We start from the raw sequence: 26,337 nt of genomic DNA, 5'->3' as shown, positions 1-26,337 counted from the left end.
TTTAAAAATTCAGATTATTTTAACTGTAAACAACATCAATATGAAGATCGATCATAGGAGCTTTTCCAACTTCCTGAGATAAATATCTACGGATTAAAGCCCTGATATTATTATCTAATTCATCTTCTTTTGATTTCTTTCCTTTAACTTCCTTGCGATTCTCGATTGTTTCAGAAATATCTTCAACGATCGCATCAATAAGTGGACGCTCATTAGCATCGTCAAGTACACCAAAAGTACGGAAGTTTGGCTGAGCGAGCAGTCTGTATTTTTGATCAACTATAATATTACAAAGAACAATACCATCATCTCTTAGTTTTCTACGATGACGGATAACCTGCGAATTTATTGGGATAAGTCTTACGCCGTCAACAGCAAGCTTACCAGCTGTAACTAACGCAACTTTACGGCAGCCTTCTTTCGCAATATGAATCATATCACCGTTTTCAACTTCAACAGTAAACGGAACACCAACCTCACGAGCAATTTTAGCATGCTCATGCATATGAATTAGCTCACCATGCACTGGAATTACTGTTTTAGGCTTTAAAAGTGTGTACATTTTTTCAAGCTCCCCTCTTCCTGGGTGACCTGAAACGTGTACAAAATGGTCTCTTTCAGTTAAAACTTCAATACCAAGTTTAACAAACATGTTAAATAAACGGAAAATCGCTTTATCATTACCTGGAATAATCTTTGATGAGAAAATCACCGTATCACCTGGAATTAGGCGAATATTTGGATGGTTCTGCGTTGCAATTTTAGTTGTTGCAGCTAGTGGCTCACCCTGACAACCTGTACATAAAAGTAAAAGCTGATGACGTGGGTAATTTGACATACTTCTTTCATCAACCAAATCTGGCAGATCTTCTAAATAACCAGAATCTTGAGCTGCTCTAATAATTCTCCAGAAACTACGACCAGATACCACAATTTTACGCCCTGACATTCTGGCAGCGGCAATTACTGTTTCAATTCTGGCAAGGTTTGAAGCAAATGTTGTAACGGCAACTAAGCCTTTACATTCCATTACCAATTTCTCTAAGCTCTTTTTAAGATCACCCTCAGACCCAGAAAATCCTTTATTAAATACGTTGGTTGAATCACCAATCACAACGTCTACACCTTCTTCGCCAAGCTTAGCAAGTAATGCTTCGTCGTTTGGATTGCCTACAACAGGGTCATGGTCAAACTTCCAGTCACCTGTGTGAAATATATTACCTTCAGGTGTTCTGATGAATAAAGCCTGCATTTCAGGAGCAGAGTGATTAAGTGTTACATATTCTATATCAAAATTACTAACCTTAAAGCGCCTGTTCATTGGCACTTCTTTAATTTTAACATGCTTACTTGTACCAAATTTTTCAGCAAACTTCGCCTTTAAAAAGGCTGCTGTAAATGGCGTAGCATAAATTGGCATACGCAAATGTTCCCAAAGGTATATAACAGCACCAACGTGGTCTTCGTGTGCGTGAGTAAGCACTAAGCCAATAAGGTTTTCTTTTTGTTCTTCAATAAACTCAATGTCTGGAACGATAATATCAACACCTGGCAAATAGTCATCGGCAAAGCCGGCGCCAAGATCTACCATTAGCCATTTACCGTCTAGATGGTATAAGTTTAGGTTCATTCCAATTTCGCCTGATCCACCAAGTGGTACGAAAAATAACTTATCTTTGTTATGATTTATATTAAATGTCATGTAATTCTTTGTAATTTATATTATTCAAATGTTAGCCTAAAATACCTTATTTCTTGCATTTAGTCTAGCATTAATCTTTCCTTTACCTTTAAGTTACTCAAAATTAGTTAAAAATTTATAAAATTGACCACTATAATTGCAAATTGTATAATATATTAATAAATGCATAATTTGGGTATTTAGAATGAAATTAACAGATTATATTATTGGCAAAAATTACAAAGCGCTTGAAGAAGAACTAATTACCTTTAAAACATCAAGCGATATTAAAAGGAAACTATGGTTTTATAAAGATGCTATGGAAAAATGTTTAAAGGTAGGAGATTTAAAAGCATTAAAATTAATAATCGAACATGGTGGTAATCCGTTAACCGAAGATAAAAATGGTGACAATTTATTACACAATGCAGCAATGTATAAAAAACATTCTTTGGCAAAAAATAGAGAATTAATAAGTTACCTTAAAACTCAAGGAATCAATATTGATAATAATAATGTTTTTAAAAATACACCGCTTTATATAGCAGTAGCGCAATCTAATCTATCATTTACCAGAGCTTTACTTGAAGAAGGAGCCGATGTTGATTGCCAGGATAAAAAGAAAAAAACACCTCTTCATATAGCCGCAGAAAATGGAGATTATAAAACTATTACCTATCTCTTAGCGTATGATGCAGATGTAAACATTCAAGATAAAAAGAAAAATGTTCCTATGCCCGCAAATAAAGATAAACCCGAGGATAGCGATAAAATTATAGGCTTGTTTTTAATTGCAAAAGGAGCTGATATTAACTTAGTTAGTTGTAATGATCCTATATTCGATTTTATTAAAACTACGCCTAATCCAGAGCAAGCGGCAATTAAATTCCTGGCAACTCATTATCCCAAAGAGCTTAAAACATATAATCAGGAAGTCGTAATCTCTAATTTCCCAGATATACAAAATTTCCAAAACCTTGTGAAACTCCAAAAAAATGAGGCAGGTATATATAACTGGAAAGACAGCTTACGTAAAAATAGCAGATTTGGCACAATTGATATGGATAGTTTTAATTTGATATGTGAGCAATTACTACCAGATAGCATCTTATTAACAGGCAATGAAAATATCGATAAGCAAATTAAAAGAGATTTGATTGATTGTGTATCAAGAAAACAAAATAAAGAAGCCGGGACTAAGCCCGGCTTGTAGTAGACTAATAATTTTTTACGTAAACAGTCTATTTAACTCTCTAAGCAGATCATTCACAGTTCTGATAATCTGAGTGTCAGCCTCATAACCACGTTGATAAACTACAAGTCTTGTTAGCTCATCAGAAAGCTCAACGTTAGCTTGCTCAAGCGCACTTGACTTAATGCCACCAACACCACCTGTATTTGGCTCACGTAGGTTAAATGCACCAGCCTCCTGGTTAGATGCAAATACGTTGCCGTCTAAAGCAGTAAGACCATTTGGATTTGGGAAATCAGCAAGTGGAATTTGGAAAAGTTTTTGCGAAAGACCATTACGATAATTGGCAATTACGAATCCATCATCATCAATACTTACTGAGCTTAATAACGCAGCAGATACACCGTTTTGCTCTACGAACTGCACGTTATAATCAGATCTAATTTGGCTTAAACCATCACGAAGACCAATCTGAGTCGCACCGACAGTACCAGCTGGCACACCCGCCGTACCCATAAATAAAGTTACAGTGCTTGGAAGCGCACCATTTGTCCATGTAAATGTTATTGGACTGACAAGGGCGTTGTCAACGTCTCTTAAGCTACCATCCCCGTTAAAAGTAACGTTTCCGTATGAAACAAGTCCATCAGTTCTTCCTGATGTTGAAACAATATCATTAGGATTTAAGGCATAAACCTCCATAGCCCAGACATTTATCCCTATTTTTAAAAAGCTTGCACGGAAGTCATGTCTTGCACCAAGTGGGTCATATACCTCAAAGTTACGGCTAAAATGGGGAACAATTAGCCCACCAGCCATATTGCCCGCAAGTAATGCTGTTGGGTCATAAGCAGGACCTGTAGGCGTTGTTGTAGGCACACCTTTAGCATTATCATATGCAGTTGTCATAGCTGTTGTAGCTACGTTACGCTGCAATGAAAATTCAGTCAAAATATTATTTGATCCTGGCAATGGATAACCATAATCATACGTAATGGTTCCAAGCGGGTCTGTATTATAAATTTTAAGCCTAGCACTAGTAACACCAGATGTTTCTGTTTTAGCTTTAATACCAGCAGAATTATTCACTAAAGTTTGTAATGCTGCAAGCGTCGAGAACCTTCTTACAGTACCTGGAAGTGTAGTAGTATCTGGTAAGTTTAAAGTTGCAGGAAAGTTAGTACCTGTGAAACCAAATGTCATAGTATCAGTTGGATCTGCAGGGGAAATTGATAACCTGTTATTTGAAATATTTGCGTTAAATCCTGCATGAGCATTGATAAGAGTTGCAAGGTTTGCAAGAGTATCAAACTGACCAGCACCTGGTGGGGAGTTAAATGTAAAGGAAATAGTACCAAGTGATGGAGTTGCAATAGTTAGTGTGTCACCGTTTGTAGGACCAACAAACGCACCTGTAGTTGTATTTTGACCAAACATCGGCACAGCTGTAATATCATCAGATGTTGAAACGCCATCGTTTGTAATATTTGAAGCTGCAGCTGCAACGTTAAAGAAGCCAAGACCACCAACCATTGTTGCAGCACCTACGTTTGCAAATGTTAGTGCTTGACTTGAATCTTCTGCAGAAACAAATAAGCGATTATTCTGGACTCTAGCGGTAAGACCTGTTGTTCTATTCATAGCCTCCGCAAGAGTGGCAAGGTTATTAAAGAAACCTGATGTTGTATCAGGAGCATTTGTAGTAAATGTGAAAGTGTAAGTACCTATCGTTGGGTTAGAAATAGTAAACTGATCACCATTAATCACACCAGTTGTAAATACCTGAGTAGGGTTAATCGACCCCAGGATACCTAGTGATACGTCGTTACTAAAAGATACACCACCATATTGATAAGTATAAGAGGTTGCACCATTGTTAATTCTAATTGTTGTACCTTCCCTAATATTTGCATTAGGAACGATAATATCATCCATCCCGATTGTAGCGTTCTCTGCAGATGTATTTACAATGGAAATAGTTTGACCTGCCCCTTCTAATAAATCTTCACCAGAATCAAGGTTAATAGAAAAATTTACTCTAGTTGTTGCAGCTACAGCATTACTCAATGTCTTTAAGTTTACAGGCTTCAAACTATCTAAGAGCGCACTTGAAATGGTATTTAAGTTACCAGGGGCGCCTGGAATTCTACCCTCGTTGTCAAGAGGCCAGCCAAGTAGCGTCATACCACCAGAATTTACGAAGTTTCCTAGAGCATCTTGTCTAAATGAACCAGCTCTTGTAAATAAGAAATCACCAGACACATCGTTTTTACTGTTAACTACAAATAATCCTTTACCAGAAACAGCAATATCAGTTACTACACCAGTTGCCTGAATCATACCCTGAATATCCACCGCCCTACGATTAGCAATTTCTACACCACCACTTGAATAAGAGTTTTTACTACTTGTTTGGGTTACCTGCGTAATAAAATTAGCCGAAGAAGATTTATACCCAACAGAGTTAGTATTGGTGATGTTATCAGAAGCAACAGCAATCGCCTTACTTGTTGAATTCATCCCCGAAATGCCTGCGAAGAAAGCTCCGTATAATGCCATAATATACCCCCTAATTATTCATTAATGTTAAAGTTATTCATTGATTCCATTAGCTTTGAGAGATCTACCTGACCAGCTCTTTCATCTTTTTTCATTTCAGGCGCAGCAAATATACCTGAAAGTCTGTTTATTCCGATTTTATTTCTATTATTTAAAACAAGTTCAAAATTACCTGCATAATCTTCAATAACACCTTCTACTTTAGCCCTTACTGCTGTATTTGCGGCAATTGGCGTTCCATTTTCGGTCGCTGCATCAATTTGAATTTGATAAACGCCTTCTTTTTGCATACGACCGTTGTTATCTTTACCGTCCCAATCAAACTGATGAACACCTTTAGCACGCATATTTCTGTCACTACCAAGAGACCTAATTAAATGACCTTTTGCGTCAACTATATTTACCTTTAATGTTTCAGCATCTTTTGGAAGCTCATAGGTAAACGAAGCCTGACCAAATTCCAGACTTTGTTTGGAATTGTCATATTCTACTTCCTTGCCAATATAGCTAACAATAGATGATTTATGAGCGTGTTCCTGCATTGTAACAAGCTTTTCTAAATGTTCATTTGTTGTAATTGCCTGCTCAGCCTGAGAAATTGCTACAATGTTTTGAGTCATTTGATTAGTATCTGCTGGACTTTGCGGATTTTGATTTTTAAGCTGAGTTAGAAGTAATGCCATATACGCATCGCGATCTGCCATAAGTTGATCTTTTTTACCGCCAACACCATCTTTTTTAATAGGTTTAATTCTGTCCTGATGCGGTGTTGTTTGTAATTTTTGTAAAAACGGATTGCTACTTAATTCTGCCATTTCTATCTCCCTCTTATGCTACTATATCTAAAAGTTTATCAACATTATAACTTCTTGTGCCTACGTTTATATCGGCTTCATCACTTAATATTTCAGAGTCTAAACTCTTTAAAAATTCTTTTTGTTCTTCCATGAATTCACGTTGGTGGTCGCTAAATGATCTATCACTCATTAAGCTTAAGTTAATATCACCCGTTGTAAGTTTAATACCTGTATCGTTTAAATTTTTCTCAAGGTTTGCAAGATCTTTACCTAGCATCTCAAGTGTTTCGCGTCTTTCAACATTCACAAAAATTTGCTTAACTGAAGAATCCTTATCAATGCTAATACTAATTTCAACTTTACCAAGCTCAACTGGATCAAGCTGGACAGTCATTTGCCTTGTACCTGTTTGTAAGTTTTTGGTAATCTGGCTTTTAACCTGATCAACAACAGGAAGCGCAGGCTCTTTAATAGATGCGTCTAGTTTTTCAAGCTTTTGAGCAAATTCTGTTTTATTACTGCCATTAGTTATATGACCAGAATTATTATTATCACTTATTCCTGTTTCATTATCTTTTTTCTCAGCAAATGATGAGTCTTGATTGCCAGATGAATTGCTTGCTGGTTTGATTTCAGCTGAAACCTGATTTGCACTGATATTTTCAGAAGCAAGTGCTTCGCCTGCTTTAATTTCTTTTACTATTTCATCTGCTGATGCTGCTGAATTTGAAGATACAGTTTTATTAAGATCTAAGCCAACTTCTAGAGATGATTTTGAGTTTAGTATTACTTCAGGTTCGGCATCAACCAGCTCTGCCTCATTGTATCTTGGAGTTTCTAAATTCGCATTATCTATATCGTTATTATATTCTAAATTTGCCTCTAAATCTGCTATTTCTTCCGCAGATGTTATAGACTCAAGCTTAACTTCTTTTACCTGATTAATTGCCTTAGGACGTTTTAATGATAAGCTTTCCATGCTTACTTCATCAAATTCAGAAGGCAACACGTCATCCAATGCTTGAACTTCAGTTTGTAATGAAGGCTGAATATTTGCCGCAGCATTAGCATTTACAGCCTGATTGTTAAAGTCTATGGGGATATTTTCCTGAGATATATCATAACCATTATTAACATTATCTAAATTATCAGGAAGGCTCTTAGATTCACTACCAAATGAATCGTCTGCATATGACTTTTGAGGTGTAATTTCAGGCAGCTCGATAGTTTCAGAATAGCTATCGATTAACTGAGTATTATCAATTTCGGCATTAATATCAGAGGGTTGTATTATAGGCTGGCTAGCATTTTGAATTTGTGCGGCATTTAAACCCATTTCATCAGTATAAACTGCTGTACTATCCACATCCTCAGGTAAAGATGGTATAATTTCCTGAGTTTGTAAAGTCTCCAGCGTCATTGTAAAAAGATTACTCTGATTTTGGGCAGCTGATACATCGCCAGACTGCATTGCAACTTCTAGAACCTGTCCAAATCCACTATCACCTGCTTCGGCAGTTTGAATTACTTGACCTTCAGTAGCTGTGTTTTGAGCTACCTGAGCTTGCACGGGACTTACAATTGGTAAAACTGATAAAGTCATAATATACCACAAATAAATATTCATTTATGATATATGCAAGTTCCGTGCCAAATACATTTTTACATAAGTGCCAAATACATTCTTACATAAGTGCCAAATTAATTACTGCACTTATTTTATGATTTATTTGCTCGTCATAAATTGCTTGTGATGATATAATTTTGCGTGATTTTCAATAATTTTATCAATTTCTACATCGCCAGTTCTAACAAGATTTCTGAAATCAACTTCAATAGAGTTTTGTAAATGAGCATATTGATCATATTTTTCATCATCGATATTTATTTCACAGCACTTATTTAAAGCATAAAGTAATGGCTGAGACCACTCGCCTTTTTCTGTAATTTTTTGAACTATATAATCTCTGGATTTTTCTCTTGTTAATGTATTTGAATTAGCAAAAGCATTAAGAAAGTTTGCTTGCACTTTTTCGTTTTCATTATCTGAATCTAGCATTCTGCAGAAATCATCACGAGCTTTTTCTTTTACAAGATCAAGCTCTAGCAAATGCTTTGGAACTTCTTGCCTAGATCTAAATTGGCTTTTTATAGGAAGTATTTGTACATGAATAGCTGGCTTTAATAATTCCTTGCTGGATTTTGCACCTTTAGATAATAAAAGCGCCATTATTATTTCTATATCACCCTCTTGGTGTTTATCAGTTTCAGAAATGTGAATAGCTAAATCTAAAGCAGTTGAACCATTACCTGATTTTTTGTTTACATCTGCTCCCGCATCTAAGAGCATTCCTAAAATTTTAGGATTTTTTTTAAGGACTGCTAATTGAATCAGAGTCATTTCATAGCCCAAACCTGACATCTCTATACTAGAATTAATGTCAGCACCATAATTGATAAATAATTCCGCTAATTCAATATGACAATGATTAACTGCAGTTACTAATGCACGATCAATTTCATTTTTTGTAACCTGTCCGCTATCTAATCTTTCATTTATAAATAACTTATTATACCCATGAGAATGGATCAAACTTGATAGCGATTTCATCACAATACCTTTTATTAAAAAATAATTAATATAATTTTATAAATTAATTATTTATCATAAGGCTATATTAAAATCAAGCTAAAATTTATATTGATATCAAAAATCCAGATCATACCCCAGCATAAATGTCATTTTTGGGCGCTTAGCTTTAGTACCAGCGTAATTTTTACGGTTCACACCTTTAGATGAAGATACAACACCCGAAAAATTCATAGGAAGTGTAAACTTAGTGCCACCGCCATAGGAAGACGCCGTAGCCTTAGATTTAACACCTGATGTTCTGATTACATCATGAACCTGCCCGGTATCAAAATGTACAAATGGCTGAAATATAAGGTTATCAATACTGGTTTTATATGTTTGTCGAATCTCTGCAATAGAGCAAATACCTGCATCACCAGAAAATTCCGAAGGATTGTAACCTCTTCCACACTCAGCGCCACCCATTGTAAATTTTTCTGATAACAACAAACTATCACCACTAACCTGCCCTTTTAAACGTGTAAAAAATGAAAAATCATATGGTAAAAACTGATTACGCGAAAGACCAAGTTTTAATTTACTAAACTCTTGTTTAGCGCTTGTATTGGATGATAGACTAGAATTTGCCTCAGAAGCACCAAACATATCCAAACCCCTTATAAACACAGCTGAATATGTGTTCTTACCATTATACGAGTCCATTTTATCGCCATAAACACCAAGGCTTAAAGTTCTTATTTTATCTGAATATAATTTACTACCCAGCATTTTGGTATCTACATTTTTCATAGCAAAGTTAATGTTACCGTACATACCTTCTGTTAAGGTTTTGTAGAATGGATGAGTAACCCCAAAACTATTAGAATTTGTCTTATTAATAAAATCAAGCTCTGACAAGAGACCTATAGGGTATTGCGCACCTGCATTAAATGAATAATCAACCGTAGTACCATACATGTTAATCATTTTTTCATAACTACCTGAAAAAGCATTCATATCATTACTTAAAAGCGATTTTGTAAAAGCTAAATTTAATCGCTCATTTTTACTAATAAGGTCATTAAATTTGACAGATGTTGTAAGTTGGTTACGTTCAAGCTGTTTTGACGCATTATTATCAAAAGCTATGCTTACAGTCCCCATCTTTAACAGATCTTCTACCAAGGTTATTGAAAATGCCCCTTCAACCTCATTACCATTTTCATCTTTATATTTGTCTAATATAGCGCTAATTTTGCGGGTATTCATAGAGTTAATAATGATAAGATTATCTTGAAAATCCTTTAAATTAAATGCTTCGTTATTTTTATATTTATCAATCATCTGTCTAATAATATAATCAGGCTCACTATCTTCCGCTTGCCAGTAAATTTCCTTTAAATATCCTTCCACAACCCTGAAATTTATAGCATCACCATTAGGAGAAGTTTCGGAATACACCTTCACAAATGGAAAACCTTTTTTCATATAAACTGAACTCAGCAAGTTCTCCATTTCTTTTACATCTTTTTCATTTATCTCTCTTTCCATGAACTGCTCATATATACCTGTCAGTTCATTTTCCTCTAGTACAGTAACGCCTTCTAGGTCAATCTGTTCTAAAGCACCTGAATTTGCATGTGTATGGTTTAATGCAGTACTTGCCATTAAAAATAAGGATGAAACAATCTTAAAATTTAGCCTAGCGGAATACATATTGCAATACCATTAATAAATTTACTAATTTAAAAATAACATAAAATCAATACTTTGCGCAAGCTAAATATGATAATAAATTAACTTTTGTGAAAAATTCAATTATTCGATATTAAAGTTTTAGAACTCAAATTCGTTATCAACCTTAAAAAGGCTATCAACGGACTTTGTAACCCGCTCTACAACTTCATCCCTTGAAGATGAAGTGCTTTCATTCTGGAATTTAAACATATCATCGATAAATTTAGATAATACTTTATCTGCGTAATTAATAATTAGCTGAACGTTTTCTTTGTTTTTAGTATCAAAATCCGCAGGTATTTTCATCATTTCAAAGATTTTGGACTCAGCTTTAACAAGAAAGTTAATTTTAACAATAGGTCTGGTAATTTTTAGCACCATTTTTGCCTGAAAATCACTTTTCACCGCATCTTTTGAAAGTTCTTCCAGCTTAGAAATATTATTAATAACTACAGCCTTCTCACTGGCATAGGCAAAGTATAATCTTTGATACAAAAATCTTACTGCCTCTTTTGGAGGATCAACGGTCGCGAATACTGCATTTATTACCTGAGTTATATTCTTAAGTATAAAATCAAGAACCAATTTCTTAATGTTTTTATCTAATCTACTCAAGCAATGCCTCTTTCTCTAATTTTTCAAAACTTTACGATTTTTAATAAGCGAAACCATGCGCTGATATGTAGCATCCGTTTTAATTAAATCTATAAAGCCATCAACTTCCATATCATTCATTTCCTCATCTTTTATAATAGATTTACCCTTAGTAGTAAAGATCTTAAGCAGGATTTCCATTATCTTCTTTTCGTGCGGTAACAAATTTGCTACATCAACAAGGGATGCTACTTTATCATTTATTAGCTCGGCATCGATCATAACAAATGATGGATATGCAAGTGTTTTATTTTTAGCTAGTTTTATGGCATATTGTTTAGCATCTTCGAGCAGGCGTTTTTTATTAAAAGTAATTTGCGTCGAATTAACGCTTAAATAGCCCAAGTTAATTGCTTCTATAGCAGAATCACTATTAATGGCATTAAATACTAAATTAAAATTATTAACAATCTCCTGCGAAGGTCTTGTAATATTAGTACTTCTAAATGGTTTCATTACCATTTCTTTGCATCCACCCCAGCCAGGTATAAGACCTATACGAGTTTCTACTAAGCCAACTTTACTATTAGCATGAACTTGAACGCCTTTTGCATGAAGGGCAAGCTCACATCCCCCTCCAAAAGCCACACCATTTATAGCACAAACAACAGGTTTTACTGAGTTTTTAATAGTATTCATAGCAAGCTGACCATGTTTTAATAATTCAGCTACTTTATCAAATTCTTTATTTTCATGATAGGCTATAAAATTATTAACATCTGCACCTGCACAAAAATTATCTTCATCTCCCGCTATAATCATTCCGTCGAAAGGGTTCTTATCCATATAGCTTACAGATTTAATAATGACATCAAAAGCATCGCTATCTAATACACCCATTTTATTAGTTAGCATTAAACATAAAATATCATTACCAATATCAACTAGTTTTGCTGATTTGGACTCAATAATTGGTGGAAGTGTAGATAACTTTTTATAAGTTATGATATTTTCTTGCGATACTGGCTTATAATTGCCGTTATCAAAATAAGTATCATTGTTATAAAACTTTTTATTACCTATTTCTTTAAGCAATAGTGCTGGCTTTTCACCTAATATTTCAATGTGAATTCTTAACCATTCAGCCCCAACCTGCTTATCATCAGACAGCATATCTATAAGCTCAAAAGGACCATACTTCCAGCCATACCCCTCTTTCATAGCAGTATCAATATCTTTTATATTATAAGCTGCCGATGGGATTAAGCCAGCTGCATAATTCAGCATTTTATAGGTAAGTCTCCATACAAAACGACCATAGTTAGAAGGAAGTGACTGAATATATTTTAAATTCTCAATTTTCTCAATTTTTGAACCAGATGACTCAATGTACTCACCAGTTTTAAGGTCAGTTATTAAAGTCTTATTTCCTGAGTCTGATTTTTCAATTTTATAAAATCCTGCCTTTGTTTTTCTGCCTAAACGCTTTTCTGCAATTAATTTATCAACAATATCAACTTTATCTTTGCTAATTTTAACATAATCATCAGAATCACTTAAATTTGACACGGTTGATTTTGTTATCATCGGCATTAGGTCAATTCCTATTAAATCCCATAACCCAAATACCCCTGTTTTAGGTATTCCTGTATATTCTGCAACAGCTTTATCAGCCATATCAATCGGTACATTTTCCTGAATAGCTATTCTTAATCCTTGCTCCAGCCAGTAACAACCTATTCTATTAGCAATAAATCCTGGCGTGTCCTTACAGTTTACAATTTGCTTACCTAGTGTAATTTCACAGAAATTTTTAATAGTTTCAATTACTTCAGGTTTAGTATTTTCTAAAGTAACAAACTCTAATAAATCAAGATAACGCGGAGGGTTAAAGAAATGAGTTATTACAAATTGAGTTGCAAAATTTTCATCTAAATCCTTAACCAAATCCTTTAAGGGGATAGTTGAAGTATTAGATGAGATGATAGCTGTTTTACTTAAGTATTGGGTGATTTTTGCATATAGATTTTTTTTAATATCAATGTTTTCAACAATTGCCTCAACCACCCAATCAACTGACTCCAGCTCTTTTAAGTCATCGTCCAGATTAGCGGGCGTAATATTTTTAGATAGACTCTTGTCCATTAGCGGCTTTAATGGACTGGAAAGAATGTTTTCTATAGCTTTTTTTGCTATTGAAGATCTGTCTTTATCATTTGACGCAATGTCGAATAATAAAACACTATAGCCCGCGCTTGCAATTAAAGCGGCTATATTTGACCCCATGGTTCCAGAGCCGATAACGGCAATTTTTGAAATTTTTGTCATAATATTTCTTTTTAAATCAGATGATTACACTAAAACTAAGTATAGTTTAATAATATTAAAAATCTATACCTTTTCTACAATTTTTTGATTATAAATAATTAAATTTATTTGCATTATACTAAAAATTAGTTTGTATATTGCAAAAATTGCGGTTATGTATATTGTAATACAGATATCTTTAACAATTTAGGTGGTAAACAATGATTAGCGATTTTGAAGTTTCTCAACTTTTAATGTCAAAAGTTTTTCATGATCTTGCAGGCCCTGTTGGGGCGATGAATAACGGTGCAGAATTTTTAAAGGAATCCCGCTCAGATGTTCATCAAAAAGCTATTGAGCTTATGCAGTTAAGTTCATCTCAGGCTGTTTCAAGATTAGAGTTATTTAAAGCAGTACTTGGTTATTCTCCTGCAAACTCTGAAGTAAGCTTAAACAAAATCAAACCGATGATAAGCGCTTATTTTTCTGAGAAGCCCATTACTTTTAACTGGAAAAATTTAACTCGCCCTGACGAAATTAACATGACAAGCGCAGCATCTAAAGCTTTGATTATCTCAGTTTTAATAGTTGCAAGCAGTTTAATTTATGGCGGTTCAGTTGATATTGAAATTGATAATGCTAAAGAAGGCAAAATTTCTTTTATAACAAAAGCTTACAGCCCACAAGGCGTTAAAGTTGAAAATGACGCAGTAAAAATCCTTGCGGACAAAAACCTTAATTTAGTTTTCAATAGCCAAAACGTACTATATTTATATACTTCAAGATTACTTGAAAATACAAATGGCAAACTTGAACTCACAAGAAACACTAATGAGCTTAGCTTTAATGTAACAGTTGATAATGTTTTAAATGAGCCTGAAACAGTTTCTGCATCTGTTGCTGATATATAAAAACTAACAATCTAATTAAGTTAATATGAGCAAAAATTTAAAAGCCCTTATGAATAAGGGCTGCTCCTTTTTAGGGTGCGAACATGCTATACTTGCTGGCGCAATGTCGTGGGTAAGTGAGGCTAATTTAGTTGCAGCAATTTCAAATGCAGGCGCATTTGGTGTTATTGCCTGTTCTGCAATGCCTCCAGAATTGTTGAGCAAAGAAATTGATAAAACCTTTGCCCTAACCGAAAAGAATTTTGGCGTTAATTTAATTACTATGCATCCTCAAATGGATGAGCTTATTGATGTTTGCATAAACAAAGGCATAAAATATGTAGTTTTAGCCGGAGGGCTTCCAAAAACCGCGCATATTCAAAAGCTTAAAGAAGCAGGCGTGAAAGTTTTATGCTTTGCCCCAGCTCTTATTATTGCTAAAAAGCTCATAAAATCAGGTGCTGATGCTATTGTTATTGAGGGCATGGAAGCAGGTGGACATATTGGACCCGTTTCTACTTCGGTTTTAGTCCAGGAAATTTTACCACATATTAAAGACGAAGTGCCTGTATTTGTTGCTGGCGGTATTGGTTCAGGCGAGATGATTGCAACATACTTACTTCAAGGCGCAGCTGGCTGCCAGTTAGGCACTATGTTTGTGTGCGCAAGCGAATCTATTGCTCACGAAAACTTCAAGAATGCATTTGTTAAAGCAAACTCAAGAGATGCAAATGCTAGCGTTCAGCTTGATGAAAACTTCCCTGTTATTCCAGTAAGAGCCATTGATAATAAAGGCACTAAAGAATTTTTAAAATTTCAGAGAGAAGTTATTAATCAGTTTTATAAAGGCGAACTATCTAAGGAAGATGCTCAGCTCAAAATCGAGCATTACTGGGCGGGTGCGCTGCGTCGCGCCGTTGTAGATGGTGATGTAGAAAACGGCTCTCTTATGGCCGGTCAATCTGTTGGGCTTGTAAAAAAGATCGAACCTGCTAAAGACATTATAATGAATCTTATAAATAGTGCTGAGCAGTTTTTAGGTAAATTATAACTTATTTTGCTTTCTTCAAAAATATAAAAAAAATATATATAACAGTTACTTACCCAAGCATTAATCTTGAGTTAATTTACAGCCTACTCATAACTTGATATTTACACTAAATTATGATATAAGTTAATAAACTATTTATATTTTTAGCGGTAATTTGATATGTATGACAAAGAAATTCCCTTGCATAAAGCTGCAAAAGAAGGAAACTTAGAAGAAATTCAAAGACTTCTGGAAGGAAATACTAATATTGATGAGAAAAATAACCTGGGCTCTACAGCCTTAAACTGGGCATTAATTCATCATCAAGATGACGCGGCAGCATTATTAATTGATAATAATGCCAATATCAATCTGACTGACCACTATCACCGCATACCATTAATTTGGGCAATCGAGAATGGGTTAGTTAAATCAGCACGCAAGCTTTTAGAGAAAGGTCAAGATCCTAATTATGCTGATTCTCAAAAAGAAACACCTCTGCATAAGGCAGCGGAGCATGGATATACAGAAATTGTTAAGCTATTAATTGAATTTGGGGCTAACATAGACGCTTTAGCTGATCATAAGGAAACCCCATTGCATCTGGCAGCCGAAAATGGTCATATTGATGTTATGAAAGTACTAATACAAAACAAAGCTAATATCCATGCAATGGATTTTCATGGTTATACTCCTCTCCATGCCTCAATCACAAGCAGAAGCTATGAAGCTGTAGAATACTTAGTTAACCAGGGATCAAAAATAGAAAATATAGATAGCACAAGACAATATGAATCTCCTTTATACTTAGCTGCTGATTATGGAAGAGACAAAGTTATTGAGCTTCTTATAGATAAAGGAGCAAATGTTGATTTCTTTTTAAAACCATTTGGGGGAACACCATTTGAAATTGCAATTAAAAATGGCAAACTGGATGCTGTAAAAGCTTTTATCAACAAAGGCGTTTCGGTTAATACAAAATGCCAAAATAATCAAAGTGCTTTAAGTTGCGCACTTAAATACAAAAAAAATGATATATTCCAGTACTTAGTAGAGCAAGGTACAGATGTTAATATACAGGATGAATTTGGCAACACCGCATTACATGAGGCTACTATATCAGGAAATAAAGAAGCTGTAAGAATATTATTAGAAAAAGGCGCAAATCCTGTCACTGTAAATAAAAATAATCGCATAGCGCTTCATTATGCCGTGGAAAATCAAAATATTCACATTGTTAGAATGCTAATTAGTAATGGAAGCGATATCAATGCGCAGGATATAAAAGGAGATACGCCTTTATTAATATGTTTGGCGCAAAAAAATGAAAAAGGAGATTTTAAGGCTTTTAGCGAAGAAATCTTAGATTATTTATTAGATAATAATGCCAGAGTTGATATTACAAATAACTCAAATACAACACCGCTTCATCATATATCTAATTGGCTTAACGCTGAAACGGCTTTAAAATTCTTAAATAGAGGAGCAAATATTGACGCTCAGAATGCACTCGGTCAAACCCCATTGCATGTAGCGCTAAGTTCTAATAAAAAGCAACTCATTGAACTTTACATCAAACATAATGCTGATATTAATATTGCTGACAATTCAGGACACACAGTTCTACATTACGCATGCAGAGGATCAGACATTTCTTATGTACAAATGTTTATAGATAGCAATATAAACGTAAACTATCAGCTTCCAGGAAATGACACTGCACTTCATGTAGCAGCCTCACATTCAAACCCTGAATTTGCTAAGCTATTAATCGCAAATGGAGCAAATATCAATGCTCGCGGAGCTAATGGAGCAACGCCACTAATTATAGCAGCAAGAAACTTTTCAGATAAAGTAACTACACTACTTTTACAGAAAGGCGCAGATATTGATGCTCACGATAATGATGGTCTTAATGTATTTTATTGGGCAATAAAATGTAATAGCAAGGAAGTGTTACAAAATTTAATGTTATATTATATTGCAAACACTAGCGCAGATCTTTATATCACAGCTCCAGATGGTTCAAACACTCTATATTTTGCCCTTAAAAACAAACAATTTTCTATTGCAAGACGCATAATAAGAAGCAAACCAGATCTAAATATTAAAGATAAAGATGGAAACACAATGTTACATCTATTCGTAAAAGATGACAATTTACAAGCTGTCGAATTTCTAATCGAGCATCATGCTGATCTTAATATTCAAGATAGAGAGGGTTATACCCCTTTAAATCTGGCTGTTTATTATGGCAAAGATAAAATATTGGAAAAGCTTATTGCTGGTGGTGCCAATTCTAATATCATAGATAAATATGACCTCACCCCGTTACAAAGAGCAATTTTTACAGGATATTATAATATAGCTCCAAAACTTATTACAGCTAATGGCGTAGATCTTAATATCAGAAACAAGTATGGCAGAAATGCATTATATATGGCAGTAGACAAAGGCAATAAAAATATCATTGAGCTTTTAATAAAAAACAATGCACATATCAATGACTTAACTACAACATCTAAGTGCAGCGCATTACGTAAGGCTTCAATGAATAAGCGTACTGATATAGTTGACTTACTATGGCCAATTTCCAGTTTAAAAAATAAGTATTACTCTGCTATCAAAGATAAGCCAATTGCTAGCAAACTTGAAAATGAAGAGAAGGAATTTAGTCAATTTTTACAAGAAAGAAATCTACCAAACATTCCACTTTCGTATTTTAAAAATTTGCCTATAAGCTTTGATAAACTTAAAAAAGCTATGCCTTATATATCCAATATGGTTGCAATGGATTATAAGCCAAATGAGTTTTTAAGTTTTAACAGGTTTAGTTTTTACATTAAATTTTCACAGGTTGGTAAAAATTTCAAAATAGGAAATCTTCCTGATAATATTACCAGTCGTATTCTGGGTTATGTAAAAGAAGATTCTGATTCTTTAAAAAACTTTAGAAATATGGTTGATGATATAAATAATGGTTTGATGGCTATGGATTTATCATAGTCATTAAATCTATTCAACAAAATCTTTAAGCCTTGTTTTTTGATACTTACTAAGTAAGTCTTTAAATTTCAGGGCTTTCTGAGCATGAAGTTTTGCTCTTTCTTTATTACCAATCGCAAAGTTCATTTCAGCCAAGTGATACTCAACGCTTGTAGACTTACCGAGCTTACCATAAACTCTGGCAAGCAAATGATGCTTATAATAAATATCATTTTCATTATTTATACTTAGTAGCGCCTTCTCTGCCTTGTTTAAGTTATTTTTATCACGGTTTTTGTCATAGACTGAAAGCAAATATAAGGCTTTCTGAATTTTAAGAAGATCTGGGTTTTTAGACAGATCAATTGCCCTGTCCATTGCTGCAATGCCATCCAGCCACTTACCCGAATCAAATAATATCATCCCTTTAAGCTCATGAAAATATGCATAATTTGACTTTACTTTCAATAAATGCTCTATATTTTTCAGGCTATCTGCGTATCTGTAGTTACGATATTCAATAATTGCTTTTTCATATATATCTTCAGGGCTATTACTTTTAAGTAAGGGCAATTCATTAACGCCTTTATTTGGTAAAGTATAAGCCTCTGTTTTACTTCTTGCCATTTTATAAGCAAAAGCTAAAGTTTCATCCAAAGCACCTTCACTTTGCTTACCTTTGTACAACTTGATTCGTTCAGACGCAAATGGATGCGTAGATAAATACTCATCCTTCATAACTTTATCGTATCTTTTAAGGCTCTCGAGTACTTTAATTGCGCCTTTATAACCAAGATTTGCCTTATCTAAAAGCTGCGCCCCTGCTACGTCTGCAGCAATTTCCTGATCTCTTGAGAACTTAAGAACTGATCTTTGCATAGCTTCAGCCCCCGAAAGAGTTCCAACAAAGACCCCTTCACTGGCACCAGTTGCCACTATGCTACCTAAACTTAGCAGCATACCCATAGCACCAAGCATTTGAGCATTTTCTATGTTCATCCTACGAGAAATTTTATGCCCAGACTGCATATGCCCTATTTCGTGGGCAATAACCGCAGCAATCATATCATATGATTTACACTTAAGTATCATACCAGTATTTATAAAAATCTGATTACCACCTGGCGTAAAAGCATTGATTTTATTGTCATCTACAATATAAACGCTAAGGTCGCCATGTAGCTGAGAATGCTTAGAAATAGAACGCGTTATAGATGATAAAGACTCTTCTATTTCAGCATCTCGTATAAGATTTAAAGAAAAAGCCTGATTACTAAAACTTAGTAACGCTAAAAATACTATGCTAAATCTTTTGGATTTATTTAGCATTTACTGCCCTTTTGTATGCCGTTGACATAGTGGCAATTACTATTACAAATGTTAGCATTTCAGTAAAAGATGGATTTGTAATATTGCCCAGGAAACTTCTTATAAAAAATAAGGCAGCATCTGGTAGAAAACTATTCACATTCCATAAACTTGAAATTACCTCAGGTAATTGATCTGCTGCAATTAAAAATCCCACGCCCTGATTAGCAAGACCAGCAGCTATAAATATCATAAGCCAGTTACTTACTGTAAAAATATGTTTTTTCACAAACTGATTAGCTGTATTATAAGCAATTAAACCAGCCATTACAGCGGCTAAAGCACCACAAACAGAAGCAAATAGAATTGAGAGAATACTATGCTTAGCAACAATCATAAGGCTAGATACATATAATACTATTTCCGAGCCTTCTCTAAGCATCAAAAGCGCTACTAAACTTACTAAATGATATGGTTTTTTACTACCTGACTCAATTTCAGCAACAACTTTCTTTAATTTTGAACCACTTTTACGTCCGTTTTTAGTCATCCATATAACTGTAAAACCTATCATTATTGCAGTAATAATAAGCATTACACCATTTAAAACTTCCTGACCAACACCACCGAAATATGAATCTATGTCATCAGAAACAAAGCCAAGCATAGCAGAACCCACCGTCCCTATAGCCACTCCTAAAAGCATGTAATGATTTCGGTGCGGTATATTTTTTGTAGCGCCAGCCAGAATAGTAAGTATAATTACTATCTCTAAAGCTTCTCTAAATACTATAAGTCCTGCTGATAACAACATAATTTATTCCTTTACAACTATTTTACCTTGTGCGGTTTCTTCATGAAACTCACCAAAAAATTTATATTCACCCGGTTTCAAGGGGCCAAAACTAATTATAGTATCCGAATTACCAGACACAACTTTTTCTCTCTTAAGCTCGATACTTTCAAATTCCTCAGGCGTAGGATCTTTATTTATAACCTTAAGCTTTACTTTAACATCCTTGGGCAACTCTAGCACATTTGGGTGAAATTTATGATTTTCAATTACTATTTCTGCAAAATAAACTTCCTTTGCAGAAGCATTGTTTACATACCCAAAAACTAATACTAAACTTAAAAATAACTTATCCATAAACCGTCTAATTGATAATGATTCTCATTTACATATATAATACAAACAAATTCTTACCCTTTCAAGCAAAATAATACTTCAAAACACAATAAAAGTAGTTTAAAAATAAGAAAAGGAAAATTTTTATAAAAATCAAATATATAACATATGACAATATATAGCGGAACATTTACAGCAGTTATCACCCCATTTGATGATAATGACAAACTTGATGTAGTGGCATTTAAGCAAATATTAAAATGGCAAATTGAAAATGGTGTGTCAGGCTTAGTAGTTAGCGGTTCTACGGGTGAATCAGCGAATCTAACTGAAGATGAATACATCGAGCTTATAAGAAATGCACGCAAAATAACGAAAGATAAAGTACCATTAATAGTTGGCGCTGGTTTGAATACTACATCTAAAACTATTAATCAGGTAAAAATTGCTGAAGAAGCAGGTGCAGACGGCGTTATACTAGTGACCCCATACTATAATAAACCAACTCAAAAAGGTATGTATTATCATTTTAAAGAAGTCGCAGCATCTACTGACTTACCGATTATGTTATACAATGTTCCAGGAAGAGCTGTGGTTAGCATGAATGTCGAGACAGTGGCTGATTTAGCTGAAATACCTAATATTGTGGCTATTAAAGAATCTACAAATGATGTAACACGCTTTGCGGAGCTTAGCGCAATTTCAAGTAATTTTGATGTATTATGCGGCGATGACAACTTAACATTACCTGCTCGAAGCTTAGGCGCTAAAGGCTGCGTATCTGTGGTATCAAATATTTTACCCGATAGCGTAGTGAAGCTGAATGCACTTTGTGATGAACAAATGTACTCCGATGCGCTTGAAATACATAACAGAATTTATAAAATTACTGATCTTATGTTTATTGAAAGCAACCCAATTCCGGTGAAATATGCTATGAGCGTACTTGGTTTATGCAAAAATAATCTTCGTATGCCTCTAATCCCCCTGGATTCAAAGCTTGAAACCAAAGTAAAAGATGAGTTGAGAAAGTTTTATGAGCTCTAAAAACGAAAAACACGTTAGGAATATTTGTGAAAACCGCAAAGCTCGTCATGATTATCATATTTTAGAGACTTTTGAGGCTGGAATTGTATTACTGGGCAGTGAAGTCAAGGCATCCCGCGATGGTAAGGCTAACTTAAACGACTCATTTATTACAGATGAAAATGGCGAGATGTATTTGTTAAATTGCCATATTTCGGAATATAAAGGCGCCAATCGCTTTAACCATGAGCCTAAACGTAAGCGCAAGCTACTGATGAAACATAAAGAGATCAATAGGTTAATAGGCAAAATTAAGCAAAAAGGCTTAACTATGGTTCCACTGAAAATGTATTTTAACTCAAGGAACTTCATTAAAGTTGAGGTTGCTTTAGTACAAGGCAAGGCTAATTATGATAAACGTGAGGCTATAAAAGAAAGAGACTGGAACAGAGAAAAACAAAGAATTCTTAAAAATAAATAAAAACAATCTTGCAATTTAGTCGTTAATATATTATTAATAAATTTGAAATATTAATGACTAGGTTCTATTTATTATGTCTAAAAGAAAATTGCAAGATAACGTGTCGTCAAACTCACCTAATAAAAAATTTAAAAGCAGTATATTAATTGATTACGCTCCATCAAATACTTTTATAGCAAGTAGACAAAATTCCTTTACTCAAAACCGCTGCACTACATACTTTAAAAACTTAATACTAAGAGACCCTGAAACCACCACCCCAAGACAATATGGCGTGCTTAATATTGCTAGTTTTGAGTCTTTAACAAATATATTGATTCATAATTCAGAGGTTGGACTTTTAAATATTACGCGAAATCTTAAAAATATAGACTGCGATAACAAAAGTATTATACGCATCAAATCCAAGTTAAATTGTATACTACCCTATATAGAAAGCTTTAAAATTCATAACGCACATAGAAAACAAGATATTGATTTAGCTATATTCCAAAATGCCATAGATATTAAATTGCCTCTAAGCATTCTACTTGATGATAATAATTTGAATATTATTTTTAAAAATTGCATCTCCCTTCATATAATAATTGACCCTCATAATTTTGAAATTAGACCAGAAAATTTAAGTAAAATATTTCAAAGATTTCCTAACATCGAAAATCTAAAATTATCATATTTAGAACATCCATTAACACAAAACATTACCAATTACATATTAAAAACCGCTCCAAAACATATAAATACCTTTGAGATATGTATTTCAGACACTGTAAAAACAATCGATTTAAGCAAGATTGAAGTTGCAAATGAAATATTTCTAGATATGCAAAATACATTACAATCCAACATAATATGGCCTAAATATGTAAGACATATAATAATAAAAGATATTAATCAGGAAGCTTTAGAATTTAAAAATTTAAATACAAACTATACTTCTATTATTACATTATATTCAGTCGATAATTATTCACCACTACACTATATTTCACAAAAATTTTTAGGCTTAATATCACTTAATATTCATGATTTAAGGATTCCGATTAATCAAATGGTTTTACCAAAAGCAAATAATATCAATTTATATTTCAACGAAAGTTATAAACTTTATTATAATTATTGCTATGAAAAAACTGATTCTGAGACTCAGGATAAAATCAGTTTATATAGTATCTTTGAAAAATTAGCAGATATTATTACCAGCAGAGGCGGGAAAATTATTATTGATTTAAAAAATGTAGATAACAAGCTTATTGAACTTCCGGCAATTTTCTTTAAACAGTACAATGGTAAAAATCCATTTATAATACATACAAAAAGTAATTATATTACCAAGTTGAAAATTATAGACATCGATAAAAATCAAATAGTCGATAATGCGCCGATTAACCATTTAAAAGTAAATTGTACAGATAAATCCTATAAACCTGAGCAACAAAACTTACGATCATTGTAATTTAATAGACTTTTACTAATATTTATTAAATTTTATTTGCTATTATTTAGTTATTTTGGCATAAAGTTGCAATATAGATTTTGTATGCAAGTTAGGAGATTTAAATGGCAGGACATTCCCAGTTTAAAAATATTATGCACAGAAAAGGCGCACAGGACGCAAAACGCGCTAAAATGTTTACTAAACTTGTGAGGGAAATATATGTTGCTGCCAAATCTAACCCTGATATTACTTTTAACCCTAAATTACGTCTAGCAATTGATATGGCTCGTAGCCATAACATGCCTAAAGACAGAATTGACGGGGCAATTAAAAAAGCGACCGACTCAGGATCAACCGAAAACTACGATGAAATCAGATATGAAGGTTATGGAGCTGGCGGCATAGCAATTATTGTCGAGGCACTAACCGATAATCGCAACAGAACAGCATCCGATGTTAGAGCCGCATTTAATAAATACAGTGGACAACTAGGTGAAACAGGCAGCGTTAGCTTCATGTTTGACCGCATTGGTCAAATTCTTTACACAGCTGACATTGACAGCGACAAAATCTTAGAAGCATCTATTGAAGCAGGTGCAGATGATTGTATTTCAACTGAAGAAGGTCATGAAATTATTACAGCAATTGATAGCTTTCATAAGGTTAAAGAAGCATTAGAAGCGACTTTTGGCTCTGCTCTAAGTGCTGCACTAACATGGAAACCACACAATGTAACGCTGGTAACTGGTGAGCAAGCTGAAAAACTTACTAAAATGATTGACGCTTTAGAAGACAGCGATGACGTTCAAAACGTATACGGCAACTTCAGCTTTGAAGAATAATTAACTTAAAATTCATACTCAAAATAATATGGGGATAATTTATCCTCATTTTATTAATATTCAACTTATAAAAAGGAATCTAAAAATATGTTTTCAGGAATGTTTAAATATAAAATTGAAGATAGAGAATATACCGCAAAAGAAGTATACAACATCATCAACACCAAACCTTTTTTCTCGTATATTCGTCCATTTAGCTTAGATGTTAGCAAATCAGGTCATTTGGCAGTTTCAAATGGCGACATAGCATACAGCGCTGGTACTTTTGTAGAGGGTATGACATCGATTGTAGTTAAGGCTGGTCTGATTGGTTGTGCGGTTGGCTCATTCTTTATTACACCAGCGTTATCATTAGGTCTTGTTGCAGCTGGTGCGTGGTGTGCAATTTCTAATTCAAAAAGAAACAGCAATAATATTGTAGATATGGATGACCTTGATGAATGTTATTCAGGTACAGAGCTGACTAAATTTTTTAACGAATACTATGCAAGCAACAGAACAGAAGAACAACGCGATAAAGTACTTAAGAAATTCCTGGATCATAAATATTGCGATGCACACGTTACATTAGATGAAAAATCAAGCTTTTTTGACTGGGATTATGCAGTTTTAAAACAGACTACAAAAGAAGATACGCATCATGAACATCATCACAACCCTCATCACCATGATCCACATCATCACCATCATGGCGAAACAATTGAAGGCACTGACATTATAGCTGTTCCAAGCGAATATTTAGCATAACTCAAAGGGCTGGAAACATGTATATAAATCCTTTTAAATATAATATTTATGACCGTGAATATACTCAAAAGGAAATTTATGACATTATTAACACCAGCCCTTTCGCTTTCTTAAGAAATCCATGTGATATTGATATGACGAAATCATAAATACTTAACTGCCAGCGTTCCAACTATTGCCACCTCTAATTTTTTTGACTGGCATCATTCAGTTTTAGTGACAGATGATTATTTGCAAAAAGTTAACTATGCATTAAAATTCTTGACATCCTTAAACTATAATTTAAATTACTCACCTCAACTTGGCTTATAAATTAAACGAGATAAACTATGTACTTAAATTTATTTACTTACCACATTCAGGATAGGGAATATTCTAAACAAGAAGTATACAACTTCATTAATACCCCTGCTCTATTTTCATACAACAGCCCATTATCTATGGACTATAGCCACTCTGGTCACATTGCCTTATCGAATGGCAATCCTTTCTACAGCGCTGGTACTTTTGCAGAATATACAGTAAGCTTATTGACTAAAGCTCATTTTGCTTTTTCTGCATTATGGTGCGGATTAACAAAGATTACTCCAACAATATTTGGTACAGCTGATAAGTTTGAGTTCTGGACTGCCCTTGGTCACGTAAGTTCTCATATTCTTGGAGCAACTATTTCAAACGTTGTTAAGCATGACAGAATCGTAACAATGGATGACCTTGACTGGCATTACAGCGGCAGAGAACTTACAAAATTCTTTAATGAATATTATGATTATACAACTGAGAACTTTAGAGGATCACCTGAATCTGAGAAAATTTTAAAGGACTTCATTAATCATAAATATCTTGATGCAGAAGTTCCAACCGCAGCAAATAATGCGTTTTTCTCTGGGAATCATTCTGTACTTGTTGAAAAAGCTCCATATTCTAAATACTTAGAATTAAATACCACTTTTTCAAATGAAGCAGAATCTCTTGATATTCATCATGATTATGGAGTATAGTTTTGTAAACATAAAACAAGT

21 protein-coding genes are annotated in these 26,337 nt (G+C 33.9%); 10 read left to right on the top strand and 11 right to left on the bottom strand.

What is annotated here, in order from left to right:
* Positions 1-19: 19 nt before the first annotated feature.
* Positions 20-1,702, bottom strand: a complete 1,683-nt coding sequence (locus tag BGO27_05415; protein ID OJV12159.1) for an RNase J family beta-CASP ribonuclease — start codon at positions 1,700-1,702, stop codon at positions 20-22.
* A 184-nt stretch (positions 1,703-1,886) separates the two neighbouring features.
* Here BGO27_05415 and BGO27_05410 point away from each other — a divergent pair, with 184 nt between their 5' ends.
* Entirely contained in the window at positions 1,887-2,894 is a 1,008-nt protein-coding gene (locus BGO27_05410) for a hypothetical protein (GenBank protein OJV12158.1), read from the top strand.
* 15 nt (positions 2,895-2,909) lie between these two features.
* On the opposite strand, the gene BGO27_05405 is transcribed toward BGO27_05410, so the two are convergent.
* The 7 genes from BGO27_05405 to BGO27_05375 form a co-directional block, all read right to left on the bottom strand.
* Positions 2,910-5,432: a hypothetical protein gene (locus BGO27_05405; protein ID OJV12157.1), complete on the bottom strand. Its 2,523-nt coding sequence runs from the start codon at positions 5,430-5,432 to the stop codon at positions 2,910-2,912.
* Positions 5,433-5,446: 14 nt separating this feature from the next.
* Positions 5,447-6,247 carry a hypothetical protein gene (locus BGO27_05400; protein ID OJV12156.1) on the bottom strand — a complete coding sequence of 267 codons (801 nt, stop codon included), beginning with the start codon at positions 6,245-6,247 and terminating at the stop codon, positions 5,447-5,449.
* Between the two features lie 13 nt (positions 6,248-6,260).
* Positions 6,261-7,832, bottom strand: a complete 1,572-nt coding sequence (locus BGO27_05395) for a hypothetical protein (GenBank protein OJV12155.1) — start codon at positions 7,830-7,832, stop codon at positions 6,261-6,263.
* 123 nt (positions 7,833-7,955) lie between these two features.
* Positions 7,956-8,840, bottom strand: coding sequence for a hypothetical protein (locus BGO27_05390; GenBank protein ID OJV12154.1), 885 nt, complete (start codon positions 8,838-8,840; stop codon positions 7,956-7,958).
* Positions 8,841-8,936: 96 nt separating this feature from the next.
* On the bottom strand, positions 8,937-10,517 hold the full coding sequence (locus tag BGO27_05385; GenBank protein ID OJV12153.1) for a hypothetical protein: 1,581 nt from the start codon (positions 10,515-10,517) through the stop codon (positions 8,937-8,939).
* 120 nt (positions 10,518-10,637) lie between these two features.
* Positions 10,638-11,153, bottom strand: coding sequence for a hypothetical protein (locus BGO27_05380; GenBank protein ID OJV12152.1), 516 nt, complete (start codon positions 11,151-11,153; stop codon positions 10,638-10,640).
* Between the two features lie 15 nt (positions 11,154-11,168).
* Positions 11,169-13,460: a hypothetical protein gene (locus tag BGO27_05375; GenBank protein ID OJV12151.1), complete on the bottom strand. Its 2,292-nt coding sequence runs from the start codon at positions 13,458-13,460 to the stop codon at positions 11,169-11,171.
* 200 nt (positions 13,461-13,660) lie between these two features.
* Here BGO27_05375 and BGO27_05370 point away from each other — a divergent pair, with 200 nt between their 5' ends.
* From BGO27_05370 to BGO27_05360, 3 genes are all read left to right on the top strand, one after another.
* Positions 13,661-14,350: a hypothetical protein gene (locus BGO27_05370; GenBank protein ID OJV12150.1), complete on the top strand. Its 690-nt coding sequence runs from the start codon at positions 13,661-13,663 to the stop codon at positions 14,348-14,350.
* A gap of 25 nt (positions 14,351-14,375) precedes the next feature.
* The gene (locus BGO27_05365) at positions 14,376-15,380 is read left to right on the top strand and encodes a 2-nitropropane dioxygenase (GenBank protein OJV12149.1); all 1,005 of its coding nucleotides are present in this window, start codon (positions 14,376-14,378) and stop codon (positions 15,378-15,380) included.
* A 159-nt stretch (positions 15,381-15,539) separates the two neighbouring features.
* On the top strand, positions 15,540-18,365 hold the full coding sequence (locus BGO27_05360) for a hypothetical protein (GenBank protein ID OJV12148.1): 2,826 nt from the start codon (positions 15,540-15,542) through the stop codon (positions 18,363-18,365).
* Positions 18,366-18,374: 9 nt separating this feature from the next.
* On the opposite strand, the gene BGO27_05355 is transcribed toward BGO27_05360, so the two are convergent.
* Genes BGO27_05355 through BGO27_05345 form a run of 3 tightly spaced genes read right to left on the bottom strand, consistent with a single transcriptional unit; the run spans position 18,375 to position 20,802 of the window.
* Positions 18,375-19,673: a hypothetical protein gene (locus BGO27_05355; GenBank protein OJV12147.1), complete on the bottom strand. Its 1,299-nt coding sequence runs from the start codon at positions 19,671-19,673 to the stop codon at positions 18,375-18,377.
* On the bottom strand, positions 19,663-20,466 hold the full coding sequence (locus BGO27_05350) for a hypothetical protein (GenBank protein ID OJV12146.1): 804 nt from the start codon (positions 20,464-20,466) through the stop codon (positions 19,663-19,665). The genes BGO27_05355 and BGO27_05350 overlap by 11 nt, the downstream gene beginning before the upstream one ends.
* 3 nt (positions 20,467-20,469) lie before the next feature.
* A complete protein-coding gene (locus BGO27_05345; protein ID OJV12145.1) occupies positions 20,470-20,802 on the bottom strand; it encodes a hypothetical protein in 333 nt (110 codons plus the stop codon).
* Between the two features lie 147 nt (positions 20,803-20,949).
* Here BGO27_05345 and BGO27_05340 point away from each other — a divergent pair, with 147 nt between their 5' ends.
* From BGO27_05340 to BGO27_05315, 6 genes are all read left to right on the top strand, one after another.
* A complete protein-coding gene (locus BGO27_05340; protein ID OJV12144.1) occupies positions 20,950-21,828 on the top strand; it encodes a 4-hydroxy-tetrahydrodipicolinate synthase in 879 nt (292 codons plus the stop codon).
* Complete coding sequence (locus BGO27_05335; GenBank protein ID OJV12143.1) at positions 21,818-22,288, top strand: SsrA-binding protein; 471 nt, start codon at positions 21,818-21,820, stop codon at positions 22,286-22,288. Before BGO27_05340 ends, BGO27_05335 begins: the two co-directional genes overlap by 11 nt.
* A gap of 73 nt (positions 22,289-22,361) precedes the next feature.
* Positions 22,362-23,744 (top strand): hypothetical protein, encoded by a 1,383-nt coding sequence (locus tag BGO27_05330; protein OJV12142.1) that lies wholly within the window; start codon positions 22,362-22,364, stop codon positions 23,742-23,744.
* A 104-nt stretch (positions 23,745-23,848) separates the two neighbouring features.
* Positions 23,849-24,568, top strand: coding sequence for a transcriptional regulator (locus BGO27_05325; protein OJV12141.1), 720 nt, complete (start codon positions 23,849-23,851; stop codon positions 24,566-24,568).
* An 87-nt stretch (positions 24,569-24,655) separates the two neighbouring features.
* Positions 24,656-25,315, top strand: a complete 660-nt coding sequence (locus BGO27_05320) for a hypothetical protein (GenBank protein OJV12140.1) — start codon at positions 24,656-24,658, stop codon at positions 25,313-25,315.
* A 329-nt stretch (positions 25,316-25,644) separates the two neighbouring features.
* Positions 25,645-26,316, top strand: coding sequence for a hypothetical protein (locus BGO27_05315; GenBank protein OJV12139.1), 672 nt, complete (start codon positions 25,645-25,647; stop codon positions 26,314-26,316).
* The last annotated feature ends 21 nt before the right edge of the window (positions 26,317-26,337 follow it).

It is taken from the genome of Alphaproteobacteria bacterium 33-17, assembly GCA_001897445.1.
In the GTDB taxonomy this organism is placed as follows: Bacteria; Pseudomonadota; Alphaproteobacteria; order Rickettsiales; family 33-17; genus 33-17.
The sequence above is the reverse complement of the archived record's forward strand: the minus strand, read 5'-3'. Positions and strand labels throughout refer to the sequence as shown.